Genomic DNA, 20544 nt, shown 5'->3' on the forward strand with positions numbered 1-20544 from the left:
GTCACACAAATCGGTGTCCACAAATCGGCAAATCGGTGTCAGATCTGCCAAGAGTACATGGGCTCGCCAGTTGCAGCGGCCTCATGTACCAATGGCAGATCTGACACCGGGTAGACGCAGCGGCCTCATGTACCAATGGCAGATCTGACACCGGGTGGACACCGGGGTGGCGGAAACCCGCTTTATGCATGCACCATGTCGAGATAGACGATGCGCTGGCCGTTGTACTCCCTGCTCGCCCGGCCGCTCACCTTGAAACCATGCCGCTCATAGAATTTGATGGCGCGTACATTGGTCTGCGCGACGCGCAGCGAGGTGCAGGGCTGCGGGCTGGCCAGTGCCGCCGCCAGCAGCGCGCCGCCAGCGCCCTTGCCGCGCGCGCCGCTGTGGATGAACAGTGCGCGTAGCTGTCCTTCAAAGGTGGCGCTGAAGCCCAGCACCTCGCCGTCTTCGCATACCGTAACCTGTGACTCATGGAAGGCGGCCAGCAGCCCGGGATCGTCCTGCAAGGGAATGATGTCCACCTGCACCGGTCCCAGTTCGTCGCGCTTGGCGTCGGCGTAGATGGCGCAGATCGCCGGGAAGTCGGCCGCCTGGTAAGGTCTGATTTTCATAGGTGGCGAGTTTCCGCAGGAGCGCTGGCCCAGTTGTCGTGCTTGCCGTCCAGGTAGGTGACAGCGACGGCGGCCAGCTCGGCGTCGCTGATGCCGTCCAGGCAGGCGAGGTTGACCGCGTAGAAATCGCCCCAGCGCGGCGAACTCCCGGTGCCATAGGGGCGGATGCCGCAGTGCTTGCAAAAATAGTGGCCGTCGCGCCGGCTGAGGAAGCGGTACTCGGCCAGCGCCTCTGCGCCGGACAGCAGCCGGAACGCCTCGCGCGGCACGATGGCCGACCAGATCCTGCCCTTGGCGCAGATCGAACAATTGCACTTGATGGTGCCCCGGGCCAGGTCCAGGCCGGCCTCGAAGGTCACCGCGCCGCAGTGGCAGCTGCCGTGATAGGTTTTCATGCCCCCATTCTACGGCAGCCTGGCCGCCTAGTCCTTCTTGCCGCGCCCCGGGAACAGTCCGTCCCACGCTTCCTTGATGGTGGCGGTGACCACGCCCAGCGCGTCGGGGTCGCCGCGCAGCAGGGCGCGCAGGTAGTTGCGGGTCTGCTTGTTGGAGATGTGCGGCGGTAGCGGCGCCACGTCGGGATCGGTGACCATCTCGATCACGGTCGGGATGCCGGACGCCAGCGCCTTGTCCCAGGCCGGGCCCACTTCCTCCGGCTTGCTGACGCGGATGCCGCGCAGGCCCAGCAGTTCTGCGTAGGCCGCATACGGGAAGGAGGGCAGGTCCTGCGAGGCCGGCAGCTTGGCGTCGCCCTCGGTGATGCGCTGCTCCCAGCTCACCATGTTGAGGTCACCGTTGTTCAGCACCATGATGGTCATGCGCGGATCGCGCCAGGAAGACCACACGCGCGCCAGCGTGATCAGGGCGTTGATGCCGTTCATCTGCATGGCGCCGTCGCCCAGCAGCGCGATCACGGGACGTTCCGGATGCACGTACTTGGCGGCCAGCGCGTAGGGCACGGCCGAACCCATGGTGGCCAGCCCGCCCGACAGCGAGGCCATCATGCCGCGCCGCAGCTTGAGGTCGCGCGCATACCAGCCCGCCACCGAGCCGGAATCGCAGCACAGGATGCAGTCGTCCGGCAGGCGCGGCGACAATTCCCAGAACACGCGCTGCGGATTGACCGGCTTGGCCTCGTTCATGGCGCGCGCCTCCAGCACCTTCCACCACTCGGCCACGTTGTTCTCGACCTGCTGGCGCCAGCCGTGGTCGGTGCGTGGCTGCAGTAGCGGCAGCAGGGCGCGCAGGGTGGCGGCGCTGTCGCCCACCAGCGACGCTTCCATCGGGTAGCGCAGGTTCAGCATGCGCGCGTCGATATCGATTTGTACGCCGCGCGCCTGGCCTTCCTTGGGCAGGAATTCGGAATAGGGGAAGGCCGAGCCCACCATCAGCAGGGTGTCGCATTCGTTCATCAAGTCCCAGCTGGCCTTGGTGCCCAGGAGACCGATGGAGCCGGTCACGAAAGGCAGTTCGTCCGGCACGGCGGCCTTGCCCAGCAGCGCCTTGGCGATGCCGGCGCCCAGTTTCTCGGCCACGGCGATCAGTTCGTCGGTGGCGTGCAGGGCGCCGGCCCCGGCCAGGATGGCGACTTTCTTGCCGGCGTTGAGGATGTCGGCCGCGCGCTGCAGCTCGGCCTCGGGCGGGGTCAGGGCGCGTCCGGTCCAGCCTATGCCGCTGTGGATGGTGCCGTGCTCGCGCGGCGGCGTTTCCACGGCCTTGAGTTCCTGCAGGTCGTTGGGCAGGATCACGCAGGTGACCGTGCGGCGCTCGATGGCGATGCGCATGGCACGGTCGATCAGGTGGCGCACCTGTTCCGGCGTGGTGGCCATTTGCACGAAGTCGTGCGCCACGTCCTTGAACAGCGACATGAGGTCCACTTCCTGCTGGTAGTCGCCGCCCAGCGCCATGCGGCTTTGCTGGCCGACGATGGCCACCACCGGCTGGTGGTCCATGCGGGCGTCATACAGGCCGTTGAGCAGGTGGATGGCGCCGGGGCCCGAGGTGGCCAGGCAGACCCCGACCTCGCCGCTGAACTTGGCGTGGGCGCAGGCCATGAAGGCGGCCAGCTCCTCGTGCCGCGCCTGCACGAATTCTATGCCCGTGTCCCTGTGGCCGAAGGCGCCGATCACGCCATTGATGCCGTCGCCGGGATAGCCGTAGATGCGCTTGACGCCCCAGGCGCCCAGCCGTTTGAGGACGAAATCGCCCACTGTGTCCGCCATTGCCGCTCTCCTTCGCCAGTTGGTTGAGGGCGATCATAGCGGGGGAGGGCAATGTTGCGCAGAGGCTAAGGTGCGCAGCTGAGGCGTGGGTGAGGTGTCGCTGAGGTGTGGTAAAAATAATACGGGGAACCCGTGTGGGTTCCCCGTCGGATGCGCCGCCCAGCGGACTGGTGCGGGCCTAGTTGCGTATATCCAGGGCCCGGTTCAGGCTCAGTGCGGCCAGTGAGCAGACCGCGCCGGACAACAGGTACAGGCCCACATACGCCAGCCCGAAGTGCGAGGCCACGCCCAGCGCCACCAGCGGGGCAAAGGCGGCACCCACCAGCCAGGCCAGGTCCGAGGTCAGGGCCGCGCCGGTGTAGCGGAAGCGTGGCGTGAAGTTGGCGGTCACGGCGCCGGCGGCCTGGCCGTAGGAAAGGCCCAGCAGTGCGAAGCCGACCATGATGAATACGTCTTGTCCCAGCTTGCCGCCATCCATGAGCATGGGAACGAAGCCGCTGAACACGGCAATCGCCATGGCCAGCGAGCCCAGCGTGCGGCGCCGGCCAAAGCGGTCGGCGATCACGCCGGAGATGATCACGCACACCGCCATGATGACCACGCCCGTCATCTGGGTGTACAGGAACTCGGCCATGCTACGCGGCGAATACAGCGAGATCCAGGACAGCGGGAACACCGTCACCAGGTGGAACAGGGCGTAGCTGGCCAGTGCGGCCAGGGCGCCGATCACCACGTTGCGGCCCTGGGTGTGGCTGATTTCCGTCACGCTGACCGGCTGCAGCTCGCGGTCTTCCAGCAGGTGGGTGTATTCATTGGTGGACACCAGGCGCAAACGGGCGAACAGGGCCACCACGTTGATGGCGAAGGCCACGTAGAACGGGTAGCGCCAGCCCCAGGTCAGGAAGTCCATGTTGTCCAGGTTGGAGATCAGGTACCAGAACAGGGCCGCCGCGATGAAGAAGCCGACCGGCGCGCCCAGCTGGCCCAGCATGGCGTACCAGCCGCGCTTCTCGGCCGGCGCGTTGAGCGCCAGCAGCGAGGGCAGGCCGTCCCAGGAACCGCCCAGCGCCAGGCCCTGGCCGATGCGTAAAAGCGACAGTAGCAGGATGGCATTCGCGCCCAGTTCGGCATACGAGGGCAGGAAGGCGATGCCGGCGGTGGTGGTCCCCAGCAGGAACAGCGCCAGGGTCAGCTTGGCTTCGCGGCCGTAGCGTTTTTGTATCTCCATCGACAGGATGGTGCCGAACGGCCTTGCAATGAAAGCGAAAGCAAATATAGTGAATGCGTACAACGTTCCTTCCAGGCGCGCGTCAAACGGGAAGAACACGGAAGGAAACACCAGCACCGAAGCGATGGCGTAGACGAAGAAGTCGAAATATTCGGATGCGCGCCCGATCACCACGCCGACCGCGATCTCGCCGGGGGAAATCGGATGGTTGTCGGTGTTGAGCCGGCGTGCCGCCTCCGAGTTGGGTCCAAGGGGGTAATCGGCAGCTACGCTGCCGTCATGCGTCGTATGTATGCTAGCCATAGTCTTCGTCTCGAAAAGTTGTGATCTTTTTTATACATGCCTAGGCCGCCACGCCCCGGGGTGGGACAAAGTGTCCAATGTCCAAAACGCGGCGGTAAGTGTACATTGGCACGATCTCCACACTCTGTACAGCACTTTTATCGCATGATACTTAAACTCATTCGTCGCTGGCTGTTAGTTACCCCGCTTATTGCGCTTGCTGGTTGCAATACGGTAGTAATGAATCCGTCAGGAGACATCGCCGCCCAGCAGGGGCACCTGATCGCCGTCTCCACCGGCCTCATGCTCCTTATCATCATCCCCGTGATCGCCCTGACGATCCTGTTTGCCTGGCGTTATCGCGCAAGCAACACGGCTGCCAAGTACGAGCCGGACTGGGACCACTCGACCCGTCTGGAACTGGTGATCTGGGGCGCGCCCCTGCTGATCATCATCGCCCTGGGCCTGATCACCTGGATCAGCACCCATTTGCTCGATCCCTATCGTCCGCTGTCGCGCCTGGACCACCAGCGCGCGCTGCCGGCCGACGTCAAGCCGCTGGAAGTGGAAGCCATCGCGCTGGACTGGAAATGGCTGTTCATCTACCCGGAACTGGGCGTGGCCTCGGTCAACGAGCTGCACGCGCCGGTGGACCGTCCGATCCGCTTCAAGCTGACCGCTTCGTCCGTCATGAACGCGTTCTACGTGCCCGCCCTGGCCGGCCAGATCTACGCCATGCCCGGCATGCAGACCCAGCTGAACGCCGTGATCAACAAGCCCGGCGTGTATGAAGGCTTCTCCTCGAACTACAGCGGCGCCGGCTTCTCCGACATGCGCTTCAAGTTCCACGGCGACAGCCAGGCCGACTTCGACAAGTGGGTGGAATCGGCCAAGGGCGCGACCGCCAAGCTGGACCGCGCCACCTACCAGCAGCTGGCCGAGCCCAGCATCAAGGATGCGGTGAAACACTACGCCGGCGTCGACGCCGACCTGTATGAAGCCATCGTCAACCGCTGCGTGGACCGCAATGCCGTGTGCATCCGCGACCAGGTAGCCGAGGACAGCGAGCGCATGATACGCCACGCCACCGAGATGTCGCTGGCGGCGGAACGCAGCGCGCGCCGCATCGCGCAGGCTAGCATCGACGAAGTCTGCATCACGCCCACCAACCCGAAGAAGACTCAATAATGCAAGACCAAAACGACCTGATCCTGGGCCGGCTGGGCTGGGACGCGATACCGTTCCATGAGCCCATCCTGCTCGTGACTTTCTGCGCGGTGGCGCTGGGCGGCCTGGCTGTGCTGGCCCTGATCACCAAATTCAAGCTGTGGGGCCCGCTGTGGCGCGACTGGATCACCAGCATCGACCACAAGAAGATCGGTATCATGTATATCATCTTCGGCCTCATCATGTTCCTGCGCGGCTTTGCCGACGCCCTGATGATGCGCGCCCAGCAGGCGCTGTCGTTCGGCGACTCGCACGGCTTCCTGCCGCCGCACCACTACGACCAGGTGTTCACCGCCCACGGCGTGATCATGATCTTCTTCGTGGCCATGCCCCTGGTGACCGGTTTCATGAACTACGTGGTGCCGCTGCAGATCGGCGCGCGCGACGTGGCCTTCCCGTTCCTGAACAACTTCTCCTTCTGGATGAGCGTGTTCGGCGGCATGCTGGTGATGGCTTCGCTGTTCGTGGGTGAATTCGCCCGCACCGGCTGGCTGGCCTATCCGCCGCTGTCCGGCATCCTGGCCAGTCCGGACGTCGGGGTCGACTACTACATCTGGGCCCTGCAGATAGCCGGGGTGGGGACGCTATTGTCCGGCGTGAACCTGATCGTCACCATCATCAAGATGCGCGCCCCCGGCATGACCATGATGAAGATGCCCGTCTTCACCTGGACCTCGCTGTGCACCAACATCCTGATCGTGGCCGTGTTCCCGGTCCTGACCGCCGTGCTGGCCATGCTGTCGCTGGACCGCACCTTCGGCACCCACTTCTTCACCACCGACATGGGCGGCAACGCCATGCTGTACGTGAACCTGATCTGGATCTGGGGCCACCCCGAGGTCTACATCCTGGTGCTGCCGGCCTTCGGCATCTTCTCGGAAGTGGTGTCCACCTTCTGCGGCAAGCGCCTGTTCGGCTACACCTCCATGGTGTATGCGACCGTCGTGATCACCATCCTGTCCTACCTGGTGTGGCTGCACCACTTCTTCACCATGGGTTCGGGCGCCAGCGTCAACTCGTTCTTCGGCATCACCACGATGATCATCTCGATCCCGACCGGCGCCAAGATCTTCAACTGGCTGTTCACCATGTACCATGGCCGCATCCGCTACGAGCTGCCCATGATGTGGACCATCGCCTTCATGATCACCTTCGTCATCGGCGGCATGACCGGCGTGCTGCTGGCCGTTCCCCCGGCCGACTTCGTGCTGCATAACTCGCTGTTCCTGATCGCCCACTTCCACAACGTGATCATCGGCGGCGTGCTGTTCGGCCTGTTCGCCGGCATCAACTTCTGGTTCCCGAAAGCCTTCGGCTTCAAGCTGGACGTGTTCTGGGGCAAAGTGCAGTTCTGGTGCTGGGTGGTCGGCTTCTACCTGGCCTTCATGCCGCTGTACGTGCTGGGCCTGATGGGCGTGACCCGCCGCATGAGCCACTTCGAAGACCCGTCGCTGCACATCTGGTTCATCATCGCCGCCATCGGCGCCGGCATCTTCGCGCTGGGCGTGGGCGCCATGGTCGTCCAGTTCGCCGTCTCCTTCCTGCGCCGCAAAGAGCTGCGCGACGTGACCGGCGACCCGTGGAACGGCCGTACCCTGGAGTGGTCGACCTCGTCGCCGCCGCCGGACTACAACTTCGCCTTCACCCCGTACGTGCATGACAACGACACCTTTGCCGACATGAAGAAAAACGGCTACCAGCGTCCGCTGAAGGATTTCGTGTCCATCCACATGCCGAAGAACACCGGCGCCGGCTTTATCATCGCGGCCCTGAGCTTCGTGGTGGGCTTCGCCCTGATCTGGCATATGTGGGCCATCGCCGTCATCTCGTTTGTCGCCCTGGCGGCCGCCACCATCGCCCATACCTTCAACTACAAACGCGACTATTACATCCCGGCGGAAGAAGTCGTCCGCGTGGAAAATGCTCGCACCCGTTTGCTGGAAAGCCATGTCTGAGATTAACGTAACCGCTGCCGGCGCCGCGAGCGCCGCCCCCAGCTCGCGCTACTTCGTAACCGAGCACCATCCGGAGAACGGCACCCTGCTGGGCTTCTGGCTGTACCTGATGAGCGACTGCCTGGTGTTCGCCAGCCTGTTCGCCGGCTATGCCGTCCTGGGCCGCAACTATGCGGGCGGCCCCACCGGCGCCGAACTGTTCGACCTGCCGCTGGTGGCGCTCAACACGGCGCTGCTGCTGCTGTCGTCCATCACCTACGGCTTCTCCATGCTGTCGGCCCAGCGCAAGCACCTGAACGGCACCATCGTCTGGCTGGCCATCACCGGCCTCCTGGGCGCCGGCTTCATCTACTTCGAGCTGTACGAGTTCGTGCACCTGATCCACGAAGGCGCCGGTCCGCAGCGCAGCGGCTTCCTGACCTCGTTCTTCGCGCTGGTCGGCACCCACGGCCTGCACGTGAGCTTCGGCATCATCTGGCTGGTGACCCTGCTGTTCCAGCTGAAAAAACACGGCCTGAACGCCGCCAACACCCGCCGCCTGCTGTGCCTGTCGATGTTCTGGCACTTCCTGGACGTGGTGTGGATCGGCGTGTTTACCTTTGTCTACCTGATGGGAGTACTGCCTTGAGCGACCACCACCATGATCACGGCCACGGTCACGACGACCACGGCCACGATAACAACCATCCGCACGTCACCCTGCGCGAATACGCCACCGGCTTCGTGCTGGCGGTGATCCTGACCGCCATCCCGTTCTACCTGGTGATGGGCAAGGTGTTCAGCGACTCCAGCACGGCCGGCTTCGTCCTGCTGGCCATGGGCGCGGTGCAGATCGTGGTGCACATGATCTACTTCCTGCACATGAGCCCGAAATCGGAAGGCGGCTGGAACCTGCTGGCCCTGATCTTCACCGTGATGGTGGTGGTCATCATGCTGGCCGGCTCGATCTGGGTCATGTATCACATGAACCACAACATGATGCCTGGCATGATAGAAGACGCCATGCACAAGATGCCATGATGGCCGGACCGCAAGGCCAGGCGGAGCGCCGCTCCGCCGCCTCGCGGTTCTTCCTGGCCTTGTGCGCGAGCCTGCTGTTTGCAGGCTTTTTTTCTTTAGGCACCTGGCAAGTGAAGCGCCTGCACTGGAAGCTGGCCCTGATCGAACGTGTTGAGCAGCGCGTGCACGCCCCCGTGGCGGACGCGCCCGGCCCGGCGCAATGGCCGGCCATCACGGCCGACGGCGACGAATACCGCCATGTGCGCGTCACCGGCGCCTACCTGGAAGCGCTGAGCGCGCGGGTGCAGGCCACCACCGACCTGGGCGCCGGCTTCTGGGTCATGACCCCGCTGTGCGGCACGGACGGCAATGTGGTGCTGGTCAACCGCGGCTTCATTACCGAGGCTGCGGCGGCGCGCGCGCCGCTCCCCGCTCCCGCGCCGGGCGCCGACGGCGGCTGCCGGCCGCATGAGGCGCGCGAAGGGCAGGACGTGACCGTTACCGGGCTGCTGCGCCTGAGCGAACCGGGCGGCGGCTACCTGCGCGCCAATGATCCGGCCGCTGACCGCTGGCATTCGCGCGACGTGCAGGCCATCGCCGCCACCCGTGGCGTGCCGCAGGTGGCGCCGTACTTCATCGACGCCGATGCCGATGCGAACCGTTCGAAAGGCTCGAAAAGCGAGGCTGACGCCGGCCGTCCGGTGGGCGGACTGACCGTGATTTCCTTCCACAACAACCACCTGGTTTATGCTGTCACCTGGTACGCCCTGGCCGCCATGGTGGTGGGCGCTTTTATCTGGGTGCTGCGCTCCGGGCGCAAGGCCCGCCTGGATTGACTCGGTGAGATTGTTGTAGATGGTGATACCCAATCTGTTCAAGGTGCTGGGCAAGGCCGAGCGCGATGTGCCGGCCGAGGAGATCGTGCACGCGGCCGGCCACAAGAACATGCAGCAGCTGATACAGCTGCGCTGGATCGCCGTGTTCGGCCAGATCACCACCATCTGCGCCGCCACCCTGGTGTTCGACGTCAAGCTGCCGATGGCGGCCATGCTCAACGTGCTGGCCTGTTTGATCGCCTTCAACATCGCCAGCCATTTGCGCTGGCACGAGGTGCAGCAGGTCAGCAACCACGAGCTGGTGCTGGCCATGCTGGTCGACGTCGGCAGCCTGACGGCCCAGTTGTACCTGAGCGGCGGCACCACCAATCCCTTTGTCTCGCTGTACCTGCTGCAGGTGATTTTGTCCGCCATTCTGCTGGAGACCTGGTCGACCTGGCTGATCGTGGTGGTGACCAGCTGCTGCGTGGCCGGGCTGGCGCTGTTTTCCAAGCCGCTGACCCTGCCGCTGGACCGCGAGCTGGGCTTCTTTTCGCTGTACATGCAGGGCATGCTGCTGTGCTTTGTGATGAACGCCGGGCTGCTGGTGTACTTCATCACCCGCATCAACGCCAACCTGAACGCCAGCGCCGCCAAGCTGGCCGACCTGCGCCAGCGCGCGGCCGAGGAAGACCATATCGTGCGCATGGGCTTGCTGGCCTCGGGCGCGGCCCACGAACTGGGCACGCCGCTGGCCACCCTGGCCGTGATCCTGGGCGACTGGAAGCGCATGCCCGAGTTCCGCAACAACCCGGAACTGCTGGGCGAGATTGCCGAGATGCAGACCCAGCTCCAGCGCTGCAAGGCCACGGTCAGCGGCATCCTGATGTCGGCCGGCGAGACGCGCGGCGAGTCGGCGGTCAAGACCACCATCAACACCTTCCTGGAAGACCTGGTGGACGAGTGGCGCGAAAGCCGCCCGGTGGCAACCTTCGAGTTCCACAACGCCATCAGCCAGGACCGGCCGGTGGTGTCCGATTCCACGCTCAAGCAGACCATCTGCAATCTGTTGGATAATGCGCTGGAAGCGTCGCCGCAGTGGGTCAGCCTGCAGGCCGGGCTCGATGGCGACGCCCTGGAACTGGCGGTGCTGGACCGGGGCCCGGGCTTCGCGCCGGGCATGCTGGGCCAGATCGGCAAGCCCTACCAGTCCACCAAGGGCAAGCCGGGCGGCGGCCTGGGGCTGTTCTTGGTGACCAATGTGGCGCGCAAGCTGGGCGGGACGGTCTCGGCCAGCAACCGCGCCGAGGGCGGTGCGGCGGTGCGCTTGCGCCTGCCGCTGTCCGCCATCGTTTTTGATGAAGAGGATGCACAGGATGACGAGTGATCGTCTGTTGATGATAGTGGAAGATGACGCGGCTTTCGCGCGCACCCTGAGCCGCTCGTTCGAGCGGCGCGGCTACCGCGTGCTGCTGGCCGAGAATGTGGACGAAGCCGGTGCGCTGCTGGCCGAACACTCGCCCGGCTACGCCGTGGTGGACTTGAAACTGAAGGGAAATTCCTCCGGCCTGGCCTGCGTGCAGCTGCTGCACGAGCACGATCCGGACATGCTGATTGTGGTGCTGACCGGCTACGCCAGCATCAACACGGCGGTGGAAGCGATCAAGCTGGGCGCCTGCCAATACCTGGCCAAGCCGTCCAACACGGACGACATCGAAGCCGCCTTCGAGCACGTGGCGGGCGCGGAAGACATTGAAGTGACGGCCCGCTCGACCTCGATCAAGACCCTGGAGTGGGAGCACATCCACACGGTGCTGGCGGAAACGGACTTCAACATCTCGGAAGCGGCGCGGCGCCTCGGCATGCACCGCCGCACCCTGGCCCGCAAGCTGGAAAAGCAGAGGGTAAAATAAGCCGGGGATGCTTGTCCCCCAATTTTCTCCTGGAGACGAGGTTCCCATGCTGATACGCCGCTGCGCCGTGCTGTACCTGGAACCCCGCGAGGAACTGGACCTGGATTTGTCCGCGCTATTCTCCGGGCAGGGCGTGCTGGGCGCGGCCACGCGCTGGATCGCGCTGGCGCCGCACCTGGGCACGGAAACCGAATTGTCGCCGCAGGAAGCGGCCGCCATCGGCGCCATCGGCCAGACGCTGTGGCTGGAGCGCGCCGCCTGTGAGCAGCGCCACGGTGCAGACACCGTGGCGCGCCTGCTGGAACTCGGGCTGCTGATAGCCGACGGCGCCGAACATGCCGCCATGCGCGAGCGCGACGAAACCCTGCGCTCGCAGCACTGGCGCCCGCTGTCGGCTTTGGCGCACGTCTACAGCCGCTGGACCGGGATGCGGGCCGACAAGGGCATGCAATTCCCCAGCTTCGACCAGCTGGTCGATTCCTACGGCGCGCCGCCGCCGCCCACCATCGAACTGTCTTCACTGGAAGACGCCATTGCGCTGCCGCAGCCGGCGCCGCAATCGCAGGAGGAACCGCGAGCCGGGGCGCGACCGGCGCCGCAAACGGCGCCGCAAGCCGATCCGCGCGCGGAGACTCAAGTTGAGCCGCAACCTGGGACACAAGCGGAATGCACCCCGCTGGAGCAGCTGCTGCTGGCCCGCTATACAGGCCGCAATTTCGACCCGCAGGCCACGCTGCCGCTGGCCGTGGCCGCGCGCCTGCTGCAGCGCGCCTTCGGCGCCCAGTTCCAGCGCGAGATGGCGCCCGGCGCCATGGTGCTGAAAAAAGCCAGCCCGTCGGCCGGGGGCCTGCATCCCACCGAGGCCTATGTGATCGCCCAGCGCATAGCGGGCGTCGCGCCCGGCCTGTACCACTACCATCCGCTGCGCCACGTGCTGGAGCCGCTGCGCGCCATGGACACGGCGCAGACCGCTGAACTGGCGCTGGGCGCCGTGGCCGACCAGGAGTGGTTCGTCGATGCGCCCATGCTGGTGGTGCTGGCGGCCCGGGTCGAGCGCAACTTCTGGAAGTACCGCAACCACGCCAAGGCGCATCGCGCCGTGCTGCTGGACTGCGGCCATCTGTCGCAAACCTTTTACCTGCTGGCCCAGGAGGCCGGGATGCCGGCCTTCGTCACGGCCGCCATCAATGAGGGCGAACTGGAACAGGCCTTCGGTCTGGACCCGCTGCGCCACATGGTGGTGGCGGTGTGCGGCTGCGGCCCGGCTTCCGGGCGCGACGACATGCTGGAGCTGCGGCCATAAAAAAACGGACGGCCGCTGGCGCGCGCCGTCCGCTGCAACGTCCGAGGGACGCTTACTTGTCGCCGAGGAAGAAGGGGAAGGCGGCGGCCACGTTGTCCAGCTTGCCGCGCAGGGCGGCGCGGTTGGCGGCAATCACTTCCTTGGCCGGGAGGCAGCGCACGGCGGGAATCCGCTCGGCCTCGACCTGGATGCCGATGCTGTCGAGCGCCTGCTGTGGACGGTCCACCAGTTGTGCGCGGAATACGTCGTCGCCGGCCAGCTTGTCCAGCAGGGTGTCGATAGCGTGTGGAGCATGGGTTGCCATTGTTGAATCCTTTCATCAGAGGTAGGGATTGCAGCGCGTTGGGTACGCCTGATTCATCCTAGGACAGGATGTGCGCCAGCTCAAGGACTATCAAACGTATCAAGTTGCAAGTTTATCGGGCTGGTCCAGATGCTGGCGCGCGCCTGCCAGGACTTCCTGATGTGCTGTTGCAAAGTCTTCCAGCAGCGCGGGCAGGCTGTGTTCGGGTGCCCGCAGGCGTTCCTCCAGGGCGCCGGCCGCGTCGAACAGGCCGGTTGCCGACAGGTTGCCGGCCGCGCCGCGCACCTTGTGCACCAGCTGCGCCGCGCGGGCCAGGTCGCCGGCCGCGATGGCTTCCTCGATCTGTTGCAAACTTGCACCAAAATCCTGGATGAACAGCGCCAGCAGGCGGTTCAGCAGGGCGCCGTGGCCGCCCAGGCGCTCCAGGGCGGCCGCAATGTCGATGCCGGGCCGTGGCGTCGCCTGTGGAGGGGCCGGGGGCGGCGCGGCCGAGGCCACGGCGCCGGCGTCACCCTGGACCCAGTTGGCCAGCACCGCGTACAGGGTATCCGGGTCGATCGGCTTGGTGACGTAGTCGTTCATGTCCAGCGCCAGGCAGCGTTCGCGGTAGCCGCCCACCGCGTGCGCCGTCATGGCGATGATGGGCAGCGAGGGATGGCGTTCCGAGGCGCGTATCAGGGCGGTGGCCTGGTAGCCGTCCATGTCCGGCATCTGGATGTCCATCAGGATGGCGTCGTAGTGGGCCTCGTCGTTCATGCGCGTCGCTTCCGCGCCGCTGCTGGCCAGCGCCACCTGGACCCCGGCGCGCTGCAGGATCTCGCGCGCCACCTGCTGGTTGATGGTGTTGTCGTCCACCACCAGCACGCGCGCGCCGCGGATGCGCTGCATGGCGGCGGAGGGCGCGGCGGCCGGCCGCACCGCCATCTGTTCCGTTTCGGCGCCCAGCGCGATCAGTACCGCGCTGCGCAGCAGGTAGGGGTTGACCGGTTTGTCGAGGAAGGGCAGCACGCCGGCATATTCCTGGGCCTCGCGGCTTTGCTCGCGGGCGTAGGCGCTGGCCATGATGATGGCCGGGATGGCCGCCAGCGCGGCGTCGGCCCGCAGCAGCTGCAGCGCCTCGACTCCGTTCATGTCCGGCAGGCCCCAGTCCACCATCAGCAGCTCGCAGGGCTCGTCGGCCAGCAGCAGGACGGCTTCGGGCACGGTGGCGGCGCTGCGCACCCGCAGGCCCAGCAAGGCCAGCTGCGAGGCCAGGGCCTGGGTGGCCGGCGCGCTGTCGTCCAGCACCAGCACGCGCCGTCCCTGCACCCCGGACGGCGCCGGCGGCAGGCGCGGCTCCTGGCCGCCGGGGCAGGGCAGGCAGATGGCAAAGCTGAAGCGGCTGCCGGCGCCGGGCTGGCTGTCCAGCCGTATCACGCCGCCCATCTTGCGCACCAGCTGCTGCGAGATGGCCAGTCCCAGGCCGGTGCCGCCATACAGCCGGGTGGTGCTGGCGTCGGCCTGGGCGAAGGCCTGGAACAGGCGCTGCTGCTGTTCGGCGCTGATGCCCAAGCCGGTGTCCTCCACCGTGAAGCGCAGTCCGATGCAGTCCGGCGGCGCTTGCGCCTCCGTGTCCAGCGTCACGTGCACGGCAATGTGGCCGTGCGCCGTGAACTTGAGGGCGTTGCCGACCAGATTGACCAGCACCTGGCTCAGGCGCAGCGGATCGCCGCACAGCTGGGCCGGCACTTCGGGATCGGCCCAGATCACCAGTTCCAGTCCGCGTTCGGCGGCGCGCCAGGAAAACAGGTCGGCCAGCTGGTTCAGGGTGTCGGGCAGGTCGAACGGCACCTGTTCCAGTTCCAGCTTGCCCGATTCGATCTTGGAAAAGTCCAGCACGTCGTTGATGATCTGCAGCAGGCTCTGGCCGGCGCGGCCTATCTTGCGGAAGTAGTCCAGCGCCTGGCTGCTCAGCTCCAGGTGGGTGCCCAGGCCGGCGAAGCCGAGGATGGCGTTCATCGGGGTGCGGATCTCGTGGCTGATATTGGCCAGGAAGTCGCTCTTGGCGCGCGTGGCCGCCTCCGCGTTGGCGCGCGCCTGTTCCAGCAGGCGCAGGGCGCGCGCCTTGTGGAAGGCGGAGGCGAACGGTTCCTTCAGCGCCTTGAGCAGGTCGAGGTCGGCCGAGGTGAACACCGGGTGGTACTGGAAGTTTTCGAACACCAGGTAGCCCTCGGTGCGGCCGGCGATGCGGATGCGCACCGACAGCACGGCGCGCGGCTGGTCCAGGCGCGGCGACTGCTCGCGCCGCAGGTAGATGTCGGGCGCGATCTGGTCGGTGTAGCGGGCATACTGGGCGGCGGCCTCCTGCTGGCTCATGCGCAGCGGCGCGGCGCCGGCGTCGATGCGTCCCCAGCTGGCATGCTGGACCAGGGTGTCGCTGTCCGGGTCCAGCACCAGGGCCAGGGCGCCGTCCACCCCCTCGATCACGGCCGATTCCTTGAGGATGGCTTGCAGCAGGGCGTCGAAATCGAGCTGCTCGTTGATGGAGCGTACGATGGCGTTGAGCTTTTCCAGGTGCAGGGTGCGCGAATAGACCAGCGCCTGCAGACGCTCGCCGCGCAGGTGCAGGCGCCGCACGCGCCAGCGGTACACGGCCCAGGCCACGGCGCTGGCGCCCAGCAGGTAGGCCAGGCGGGCCCACCAGGTCTGGTGCCAGGCCGGCAGCACCTCGATGGCCAGCTGCAGTTCGTCCGCGTTCCACAAGCCTTCGCGGTTGCTGCCGCGCAGCCGCAGCAGGTAGTGGCCGGGGGACAGGTTGCTGTAGCTGGCCAGGCGGCGTCCGGCGTCGCTGTCCACCCACTGGCGGTCATAGCCCTCCAGCATGTGGCTGTAGCGGTTGCGCTGCGGCGCCGAATAGTCCAGGGCGGCGCTCTCGATTTCGATGTTGCGCGCTTCCGGCGGCACGTTCAGGGCCAGGACGCCGTTGGCGCCGCGCAGGGCGGACGCCGGCAGCGCCTTGCCGTTGACCCGCACCGCGCTGATCACCAGGGGCGGACGGTAGCCCCAGTCGTTCAGCTCCAGCGGATGCACCACGGCCAGGCCGGTGGTGGCGCCATACAGCAGATCGTGCTCGGGCGAGACGGCGGCCGCGCCGACGAAGAAGGTGCGGAAGGCCAGGCCGTCGGCGCGGCCCACGGCGCGCGCCTTGAGCGTGCCCATGTCGATATGGGCGATGCCGTCGGCGGTGGAGGCCCAGATGTGGCCGTTGCGGTCGGCCAGCAGGGCCATGATGGTGGCGCTGGGCAGGCCGTCGGCCGTGCCCAGGCGCTGGAATACCGGCTCGCCGCGCGCGTCGCGGCCGGTCATCACGCAGATGCCGCTGCCATAGGTGCCGGCCCACAGGCGGCCGCGCCCGTCCAGGGCCAGCGCGCTGACCACGGCATCGGACAGGGCGTGCGCCACGGCCGGCTTGGGCAGCACCTGTTCCACCTTGCCCGTGTCCGGCAGCAGCCGGTTCAAGCCATTGCGGGTCGCGATCCACAGGCTGCCGTCCAGGTCGGGCAGGACGGTGTGGATGCGGTTGTCGGTGAGGCCGCCCTCGGCCGCCGCGCCCTGGGCGTAGCGCTGCAGCCGGCCGCTGTCCGGGTTGTAGCGCAGCAGGCCGTCGAAGGTGCCCAGCCACAGTTCGCCGTGGCGCTCCAGCACGCTGCCCACGCGCGGATACGGGTTGGCCTGCGGCAGCGGCACGCGCCGCACGGTACGGCCCTGGCTGCCGGTGCGGTACAGGCCCAGCTGGGTGCCTATCCAGGCCTCGCCCGACTCGGCCTCTTCGAAGGCCAGCAGCACCCGGTTGGGGAGGGCGCTGTCCGGCTGCAATGGATCGGGACGCAGGGCGGCGCTGCGCCGGCCCTGCGCATCGACGATGTCCACGCCCTGGTCGGCCAGGCCTATCCAGACCCGGCCGCGGCTGTCGGCCATCAGGGCCGAGACCCCCGCCTCCAGCGCCCCCTCGGCGCCGAACACCGCATCCACGCCCTCGTTGCGGGGATCGTAGATGTCCACCCCGCGCTCGTTGCAAATCCATACCAGGCCGCTGCGGTCGCGCAGCAGGGCGGCGGTGCGGTCGCTGGCCAGGCTGAAGGACACGGCCGCCTGGTGCTGGATGCGGCGGCCATGGCTGCCGTCCTGCTCGTACTGGACCACACCGTTGCCGTAGGTGCCGGCCCACCAGCGTCCGGGGACCACCTCGGCCACCGCCAGCACCATGTTGGCGCCCAGGTCTCCCACCCCGGCGGGGTTGGCCAGGCGCGCAGCGCGCCGGTCCGCATCCACCATGCCGACCCCGCTTTTCAGGGTGCCGAAGGCGATCTGGCCGCCGCTGTTCTGGCCCAGCGCCATCACGGCGTCGCTCCAGCCTGGCGGGCCGCCGGTGATGGGGACCGGGATGAAGCGGTCGCTGGCGGCGTCGCGCCGCGCCAGGCCGCCGTTGTGGCCTATCCACAGCTGGCCGTCGCGGTCGGTGAGCAGGGCGCGGATCTGGTTGCCCGGCAGGAGGGAGGAAGGTGCGGCAGCCGTTGCTGCGGCAGCCGATGCTGCGGCAGCCGGCGCTGCGGCAGCCGGCGCTGCGGCCTGGTAGCGCCGGTGCCGCTTGCTGACCGGATGGAAGTAATCGAGGCCGGCCGAGCTGCCTATCCACAGGCCGCCGTCCGGATCGCTGGCCAGGCCGGTGATGGCGCCCTGGTTGAGCGCCACCGGCAGCGCCGCGAAGCACTCGCACTGTCTGTCGTACATGGCGACCCCGGCCGCCGCCGTGCCTACCCACAGGCGCCCGGCGCCGTCCACGTGCAGGCTCTGGATGAAGTCGCCCGGCAGCGAGCGTGCATCGGCGGCGTCGTGGCGGAATACGCGCATGCGGTAGCCATCCCAGCGCGCCAGGCCGCTCTGGGTGCCTATCCAGATATAGCCTTCGCCATCCTGGGCCACGGCCATGGCGACCGGGTTGGGCAAGCCCTGTTCCAGGCCCAGGTGCTCGAACAGCGGCGTGGCCAGGGCGTCCCAGCGGTCGGGCGCCGCGCGCGCGGCGGGCGCCAGCTGCAGCAGGACTACCAGCAATAACGACAGCAACAGCCTGCCGGTCCGGCGTGGCAGGGCCGGCGCCGGCTGCGGCATGCGGAGAGACGCGGCGCGGCGGGCGCGCTGCGCATGCTGGGCATGGGCGTTCAACTCCGGGTGCTCTCCCTGAAAACTGCTGCTGTTAGTTAATGTTTCAGGGAAGCATACGGAATTGTCATGGGAATGTCCACGCCGCAGGCCTGCGGTGTGGGCATTTCGTGGCGTCCGCCCCGCCTATCCCAGCACGCCGGGATTGAGGCGCCAGCAGGCCCAGGTCAGGGCAGAGGCGAAGCTGACCCAGGCCAGGTAGGGCAGCAGCAGCATGCCGGCCAGCGGCCGCACGCGCCAGAAGGCGATGGCGGTGGCCAGGATCAGGGCCCACAGCAGCAGCACTTCCACCAAGGCTGCCAGCCCCAGCTGCCATTTGAAGAACAGCCAGCTCCACAGGGCATTGGCGGCCAGCTGGGCCAGGAACAGGCCCAGGGTGCGCGGCGCGGCGCGCAAACCGCGTACCCGCCACACCATCCAGGCCGCCACCGCCATCATGGCGTACAGCACGGTCCAGACCGGGCCGAACACCTTGGCCGGCGGCGCCCAGGAGGGCCGGTTCAGGTTGAGATAGAAGTCCTGGGCCCCGGCCGAGGCCACGGCGCCCACGGCGGCGGCCGCAAAGCACAGCAGGACCCAGCCCAGCAGTCCCTTCCACTGGCCCACGCCGCTGCTGTCGAAGCGGGGCAGATGCAGATCGGTTTTCATGTCGCGTCTCCCGGAAATATTGTCCAGGACACTACTATGCCAGCTTTGGGCCGCCGATGCGAGACGGCGGCGGTCCTGTTTGCACTAGTTTTCAGTTTGCGTTACACGGCGCACTATCGAGCGCGGCCGGCGCCGGCAGCGCGGTCAGGCGCACGCAGTTGCGGCCGGCGCGCTTGGCGGCGTACAGGGCTTCGTCGGCGTGGCCGTAGGCGCTTTCGAAGCTGGTCCCGGCCGGGCACCAGCTGATGCCCACGCTGGCCGTGATCTGGCGGTCCACCGGGGCCTCGAATACCTGGTCGGCGATGGCGTCGCAGATGGCGGCGCCGATGGCGCGCGCCTCCTCCACGCTGGCGGTGGGCCAGGCCACCGAGAATTCCTCGCCGCCGACGCGGCCGATCACGGTGCGGGGCGGCAGCAACCGGGTCAGGCACTGCACCACGGTGCGTATCACGGCGTCGCCGGTGGGATGGCCGAAATCGTCGTTGATCCACTTGAAGTGGTCGATGTCGAGCACGATCAGGGCCAGGTCGCCGCGGGCCAGGGCGGCGCTGGCGCGCTCGATCACGGCGCTGCGGTTCAGGGCCCCGGTGAGCGGATCGTGGGTGGCGCGATATTCCAGCTGGGCGGCCAGCTCGTGCAGCTGGCGGTTGAGCTGGTTCATGTCCAGTTCCGCGCGGTCGCTGCGCCGTATCAGGCGCCGGCTCTCGCGCATCAGGCGTTCGTAGTGGACGATCAGTTCGCCCAAGGCCGCACGCGTGTCGGCGCGCGGATCGCCATGCGCGGCGCGGGCGTTGGCCAGCGCCGCGCTTTCCATGGCAAACAGGTCGGCTTCGGGCGCCATGGGTCAGCCCGCGCCGATGGCGTGGTCGACGAAGTCCAGGGCTTCGAAGTCGTCCTGCAGCTCCTGGCCGAATTCCAGGATGGTGTCGTCATCCTCGTCGTGGTACCAGTTCAGCCGGACCCGGTTGCCGGCCAGGGCGGCGCCGTTCAGGGCCTCGAAAAAGCTGAACAGCATCTTGGTGCTGGAACTGTTGAAATAGGCCAGCGACACATTGACCGTGATGGCGGCTTCGCTGCAGCCGGCCAGCCAGGCGCGCACCCGTTCGATCAGGGGGCCATAGAAGGCGGCCGCGTTCTCGGGGTAGGATTCGCCCTTGATGGACAGGGTGGCCAGGTCGAAGCGGAAGTCGATTTCCGGCGAGGTCGGCGAGGCGGGGATGAACAATGGTTCCATGGTTGCTTGTGGTCGATAGCGGTTAGATGATGGCCTTGATGCAGAACACGGTGGTGTCCGGCGCGAGGGCCTCGCGCACGAATTCGAACTCCAGCGGTTCGCTGGCGTCGCGCGCCATGGTCAGGAAGCCCAGGCCGGCGCCCTTGCTGTCGGCCGGGGTCTCGTCGCGCAGGGCCTTCTTGTAGGCGGACTTGATTTCCTCCATGGTCATGCTGTGCAGCGGCTCCAGGCGGCTGCGGATGCGGTCCACGTTGTCGTTGTCGACCGGGTTGGCGCACAGCAGGAAGAAGCTGTCGCCCTTCATGCCGATGCAGAACGAGCCGCGCCGCATCTGCTTGCCCTCCGGGTGGTCCGTGGCCAGGGTGTCGGACGAGTAGTGCATGATGTTCTGCGACATTTCGACGAAGGACGAGAAGATGCGCCGGCGCGTGGGGCCGGCGGCGCCGGCCGTGTCCAGGCGCGCCTTGATGGTCTCGGAAATGGCGGCCACCACGTGCTGGGAAAAATAGCCCACGTAGAAAAAGATGATATGGCGCTTGCGCGCCACGTCCCAGAAGTCGTTGAATTCTTCGTACAGCACGGCTGCTCCAGGTGAGGTCGG

Annotated in this window: 18 protein-coding genes; 8 read left to right on the plus strand and 10 right to left on the minus strand. The window is 66.9% G+C overall.

The annotated features are described in order from the left end of the window. Positions 1-182: 182 nt before the first annotated feature. The 4 genes from ACLB1G_RS07505 to ACLB1G_RS07520 all read right to left on the minus strand — a co-directional run bounded on the left by ACLB1G_RS07505 (position 183) and on the right by ACLB1G_RS07520 (position 4367). Positions 183-614 (minus strand): GNAT family N-acetyltransferase, encoded by a 432-nt coding sequence (locus tag ACLB1G_RS07505; protein WP_491626571.1) that lies wholly within the window; start codon positions 612-614, stop codon positions 183-185. Next, the gene (locus ACLB1G_RS07510; RefSeq protein ID WP_491626572.1) at positions 611-1009 is read right to left on the minus strand and encodes a GFA family protein; all 399 of its coding nucleotides are present in this window, start codon (positions 1007-1009) and stop codon (positions 611-613) included. Before ACLB1G_RS07510 ends, ACLB1G_RS07505 begins: the two co-directional genes overlap by 4 nt. Before the next feature lie 27 nt (positions 1010-1036). Beyond that, positions 1037-2836: a thiamine pyrophosphate-requiring protein gene (locus ACLB1G_RS07515; RefSeq protein WP_491626573.1), complete on the minus strand. Its 1800-nt coding sequence runs from the start codon at positions 2834-2836 to the stop codon at positions 1037-1039. Positions 2837-3014: 178 nt separating this feature from the next. Next, the gene (locus ACLB1G_RS07520; RefSeq protein ID WP_491626574.1) at positions 3015-4367 is read right to left on the minus strand and encodes an MFS transporter; all 1353 of its coding nucleotides are present in this window, start codon (positions 4365-4367) and stop codon (positions 3015-3017) included. 144 nt (positions 4368-4511) lie between these two features. Between ACLB1G_RS07520 and cyoA the strand changes: the two genes are divergently transcribed. From cyoA to ACLB1G_RS07560, 8 genes are read left to right on the plus strand one after another with little or no spacing between them, the layout of a single operon-like run. Further along, the gene (gene cyoA, locus ACLB1G_RS07525; RefSeq protein WP_491626575.1) at positions 4512-5534 is read left to right on the plus strand and encodes a ubiquinol oxidase subunit II; all 1023 of its coding nucleotides are present in this window, start codon (positions 4512-4514) and stop codon (positions 5532-5534) included. Continuing rightward, the gene (cyoB, locus tag ACLB1G_RS07530) at positions 5534-7528 is read left to right on the plus strand and encodes a cytochrome o ubiquinol oxidase subunit I (RefSeq protein WP_491626576.1); all 1995 of its coding nucleotides are present in this window, start codon (positions 5534-5536) and stop codon (positions 7526-7528) included. Before cyoA ends, cyoB begins: the two co-directional genes overlap by 1 nt. After that, entirely contained in the window at positions 7521-8156 is a 636-nt protein-coding gene (gene cyoC / locus ACLB1G_RS07535; protein ID WP_491626577.1) for a cytochrome o ubiquinol oxidase subunit III, read from the plus strand. The genes cyoB and cyoC overlap by 8 nt, the downstream gene beginning before the upstream one ends. Continuing rightward, positions 8153-8548 (plus strand): cytochrome o ubiquinol oxidase subunit IV, encoded by a 396-nt coding sequence (gene cyoD, locus ACLB1G_RS07540; RefSeq protein ID WP_491626578.1) that lies wholly within the window; start codon positions 8153-8155, stop codon positions 8546-8548. Before cyoC ends, cyoD begins: the two co-directional genes overlap by 4 nt. After that, positions 8545-9363, plus strand: coding sequence for an SURF1 family protein (locus ACLB1G_RS07545; RefSeq protein WP_491626579.1), 819 nt, complete (start codon positions 8545-8547; stop codon positions 9361-9363). Before cyoD ends, ACLB1G_RS07545 begins: the two co-directional genes overlap by 4 nt. A 19-nt stretch (positions 9364-9382) precedes the next feature. Then, the gene (locus ACLB1G_RS07550; protein WP_491626580.1) at positions 9383-10729 is read left to right on the plus strand and encodes an ATP-binding protein; all 1347 of its coding nucleotides are present in this window, start codon (positions 9383-9385) and stop codon (positions 10727-10729) included. After that, positions 10719-11255 (plus strand): response regulator transcription factor, encoded by a 537-nt coding sequence (locus tag ACLB1G_RS07555; protein WP_491626581.1) that lies wholly within the window; start codon positions 10719-10721, stop codon positions 11253-11255. Before ACLB1G_RS07550 ends, ACLB1G_RS07555 begins: the two co-directional genes overlap by 11 nt. Before the next feature lie 46 nt (positions 11256-11301). Further along, positions 11302-12558: a putative peptide maturation dehydrogenase gene (locus ACLB1G_RS07560; RefSeq protein WP_491626582.1), complete on the plus strand. Its 1257-nt coding sequence runs from the start codon at positions 11302-11304 to the stop codon at positions 12556-12558. Positions 12559-12610: 52 nt separating this feature from the next. Here the strand turns inward: ACLB1G_RS07560 and ACLB1G_RS07565 are convergent, their stop codons facing one another. From ACLB1G_RS07565 to ACLB1G_RS07590, 6 genes are all read right to left on the minus strand, one after another. Further along, a complete protein-coding gene (locus tag ACLB1G_RS07565; protein ID WP_491626583.1) occupies positions 12611-12862 on the minus strand; it encodes an NHLP-related RiPP peptide in 252 nt (83 codons plus the stop codon). 99 nt (positions 12863-12961) lie between these two features. Beyond that, positions 12962-18064, minus strand: coding sequence for a hybrid sensor histidine kinase/response regulator (locus ACLB1G_RS07570; protein ID WP_491626584.1), 5103 nt, complete (start codon positions 18062-18064; stop codon positions 12962-12964). Between the two features lie 123 nt (positions 18065-18187). Beyond that, complete coding sequence (locus ACLB1G_RS07575) at positions 18188-18709, minus strand: TspO/MBR family protein (RefSeq protein WP_491626585.1); 522 nt, start codon at positions 18707-18709, stop codon at positions 18188-18190. 91 nt (positions 18710-18800) lie between these two features. Continuing rightward, positions 18801-19550: a GGDEF domain-containing protein gene (locus ACLB1G_RS07580; RefSeq protein WP_491626586.1), complete on the minus strand. Its 750-nt coding sequence runs from the start codon at positions 19548-19550 to the stop codon at positions 18801-18803. Positions 19551-19553: 3 nt separating this feature from the next. Further along, a complete protein-coding gene (locus tag ACLB1G_RS07585; protein WP_491626587.1) occupies positions 19554-19943 on the minus strand; it encodes a DUF1987 domain-containing protein in 390 nt (129 codons plus the stop codon). Between the two features lie 22 nt (positions 19944-19965). Further along, on the minus strand, positions 19966-20523 hold the full coding sequence (locus tag ACLB1G_RS07590; protein WP_491626588.1) for a SiaB family protein kinase: 558 nt from the start codon (positions 20521-20523) through the stop codon (positions 19966-19968). Positions 20524-20544: the final 21 nt, after the last annotated feature.

The organism is Duganella kummerowiae (assembly GCF_053572355.1).

Coding starts and splice junctions, on each gene's coding strand:
- ACLB1G_RS07505 (WP_491626571.1), bottom strand. CDS start 614: ATGAAAATCAGACCTTACCAGGCGGCCGACTTCCCGGCGATCTGCGCC.
- ACLB1G_RS07510 (WP_491626572.1), bottom strand. CDS start 1,009: ATGAAAACCTATCACGGCAGCTGCCACTGCGGCGCGGTGACCTTCGAG.
- ACLB1G_RS07515 (WP_491626573.1), bottom strand. CDS start 2,836: ATGGCGGACACAGTGGGCGATTTCGTCCTCAAACGGCTGGGCGCCTGG.
- ACLB1G_RS07520 (WP_491626574.1), bottom strand. CDS start 4,367: ATGGCTAGCATACATACGACGCATGACGGCAGCGTAGCTGCCGATTAC.
- cyoA (WP_491626575.1), top strand. CDS start 4,512: ATGATACTTAAACTCATTCGTCGCTGGCTGTTAGTTACCCCGCTTATT.
- cyoB (WP_491626576.1), top strand. CDS start 5,534: ATGCAAGACCAAAACGACCTGATCCTGGGCCGGCTGGGCTGGGACGCG.
- cyoC (WP_491626577.1), top strand. CDS start 7,521: ATGTCTGAGATTAACGTAACCGCTGCCGGCGCCGCGAGCGCCGCCCCC.
- ACLB1G_RS07545 (WP_491626579.1), top strand. CDS start 8,545: ATGATGGCCGGACCGCAAGGCCAGGCGGAGCGCCGCTCCGCCGCCTCG.
- ACLB1G_RS07550 (WP_491626580.1), top strand. CDS start 9,383: ATGGTGATACCCAATCTGTTCAAGGTGCTGGGCAAGGCCGAGCGCGAT.
- ACLB1G_RS07555 (WP_491626581.1), top strand. CDS start 10,719: ATGACGAGTGATCGTCTGTTGATGATAGTGGAAGATGACGCGGCTTTC.
- ACLB1G_RS07560 (WP_491626582.1), top strand. CDS start 11,302: ATGCTGATACGCCGCTGCGCCGTGCTGTACCTGGAACCCCGCGAGGAA.
- ACLB1G_RS07565 (WP_491626583.1), bottom strand. CDS start 12,862: ATGGCAACCCATGCTCCACACGCTATCGACACCCTGCTGGACAAGCTG.
- ACLB1G_RS07575 (WP_491626585.1), bottom strand. CDS start 18,709: ATGAAAACCGATCTGCATCTGCCCCGCTTCGACAGCAGCGGCGTGGGC.
- ACLB1G_RS07580 (WP_491626586.1), bottom strand. CDS start 19,550: ATGGCGCCCGAAGCCGACCTGTTTGCCATGGAAAGCGCGGCGCTGGCC.
- ACLB1G_RS07585 (WP_491626587.1), bottom strand. CDS start 19,943: ATGGAACCATTGTTCATCCCCGCCTCGCCGACCTCGCCGGAAATCGAC.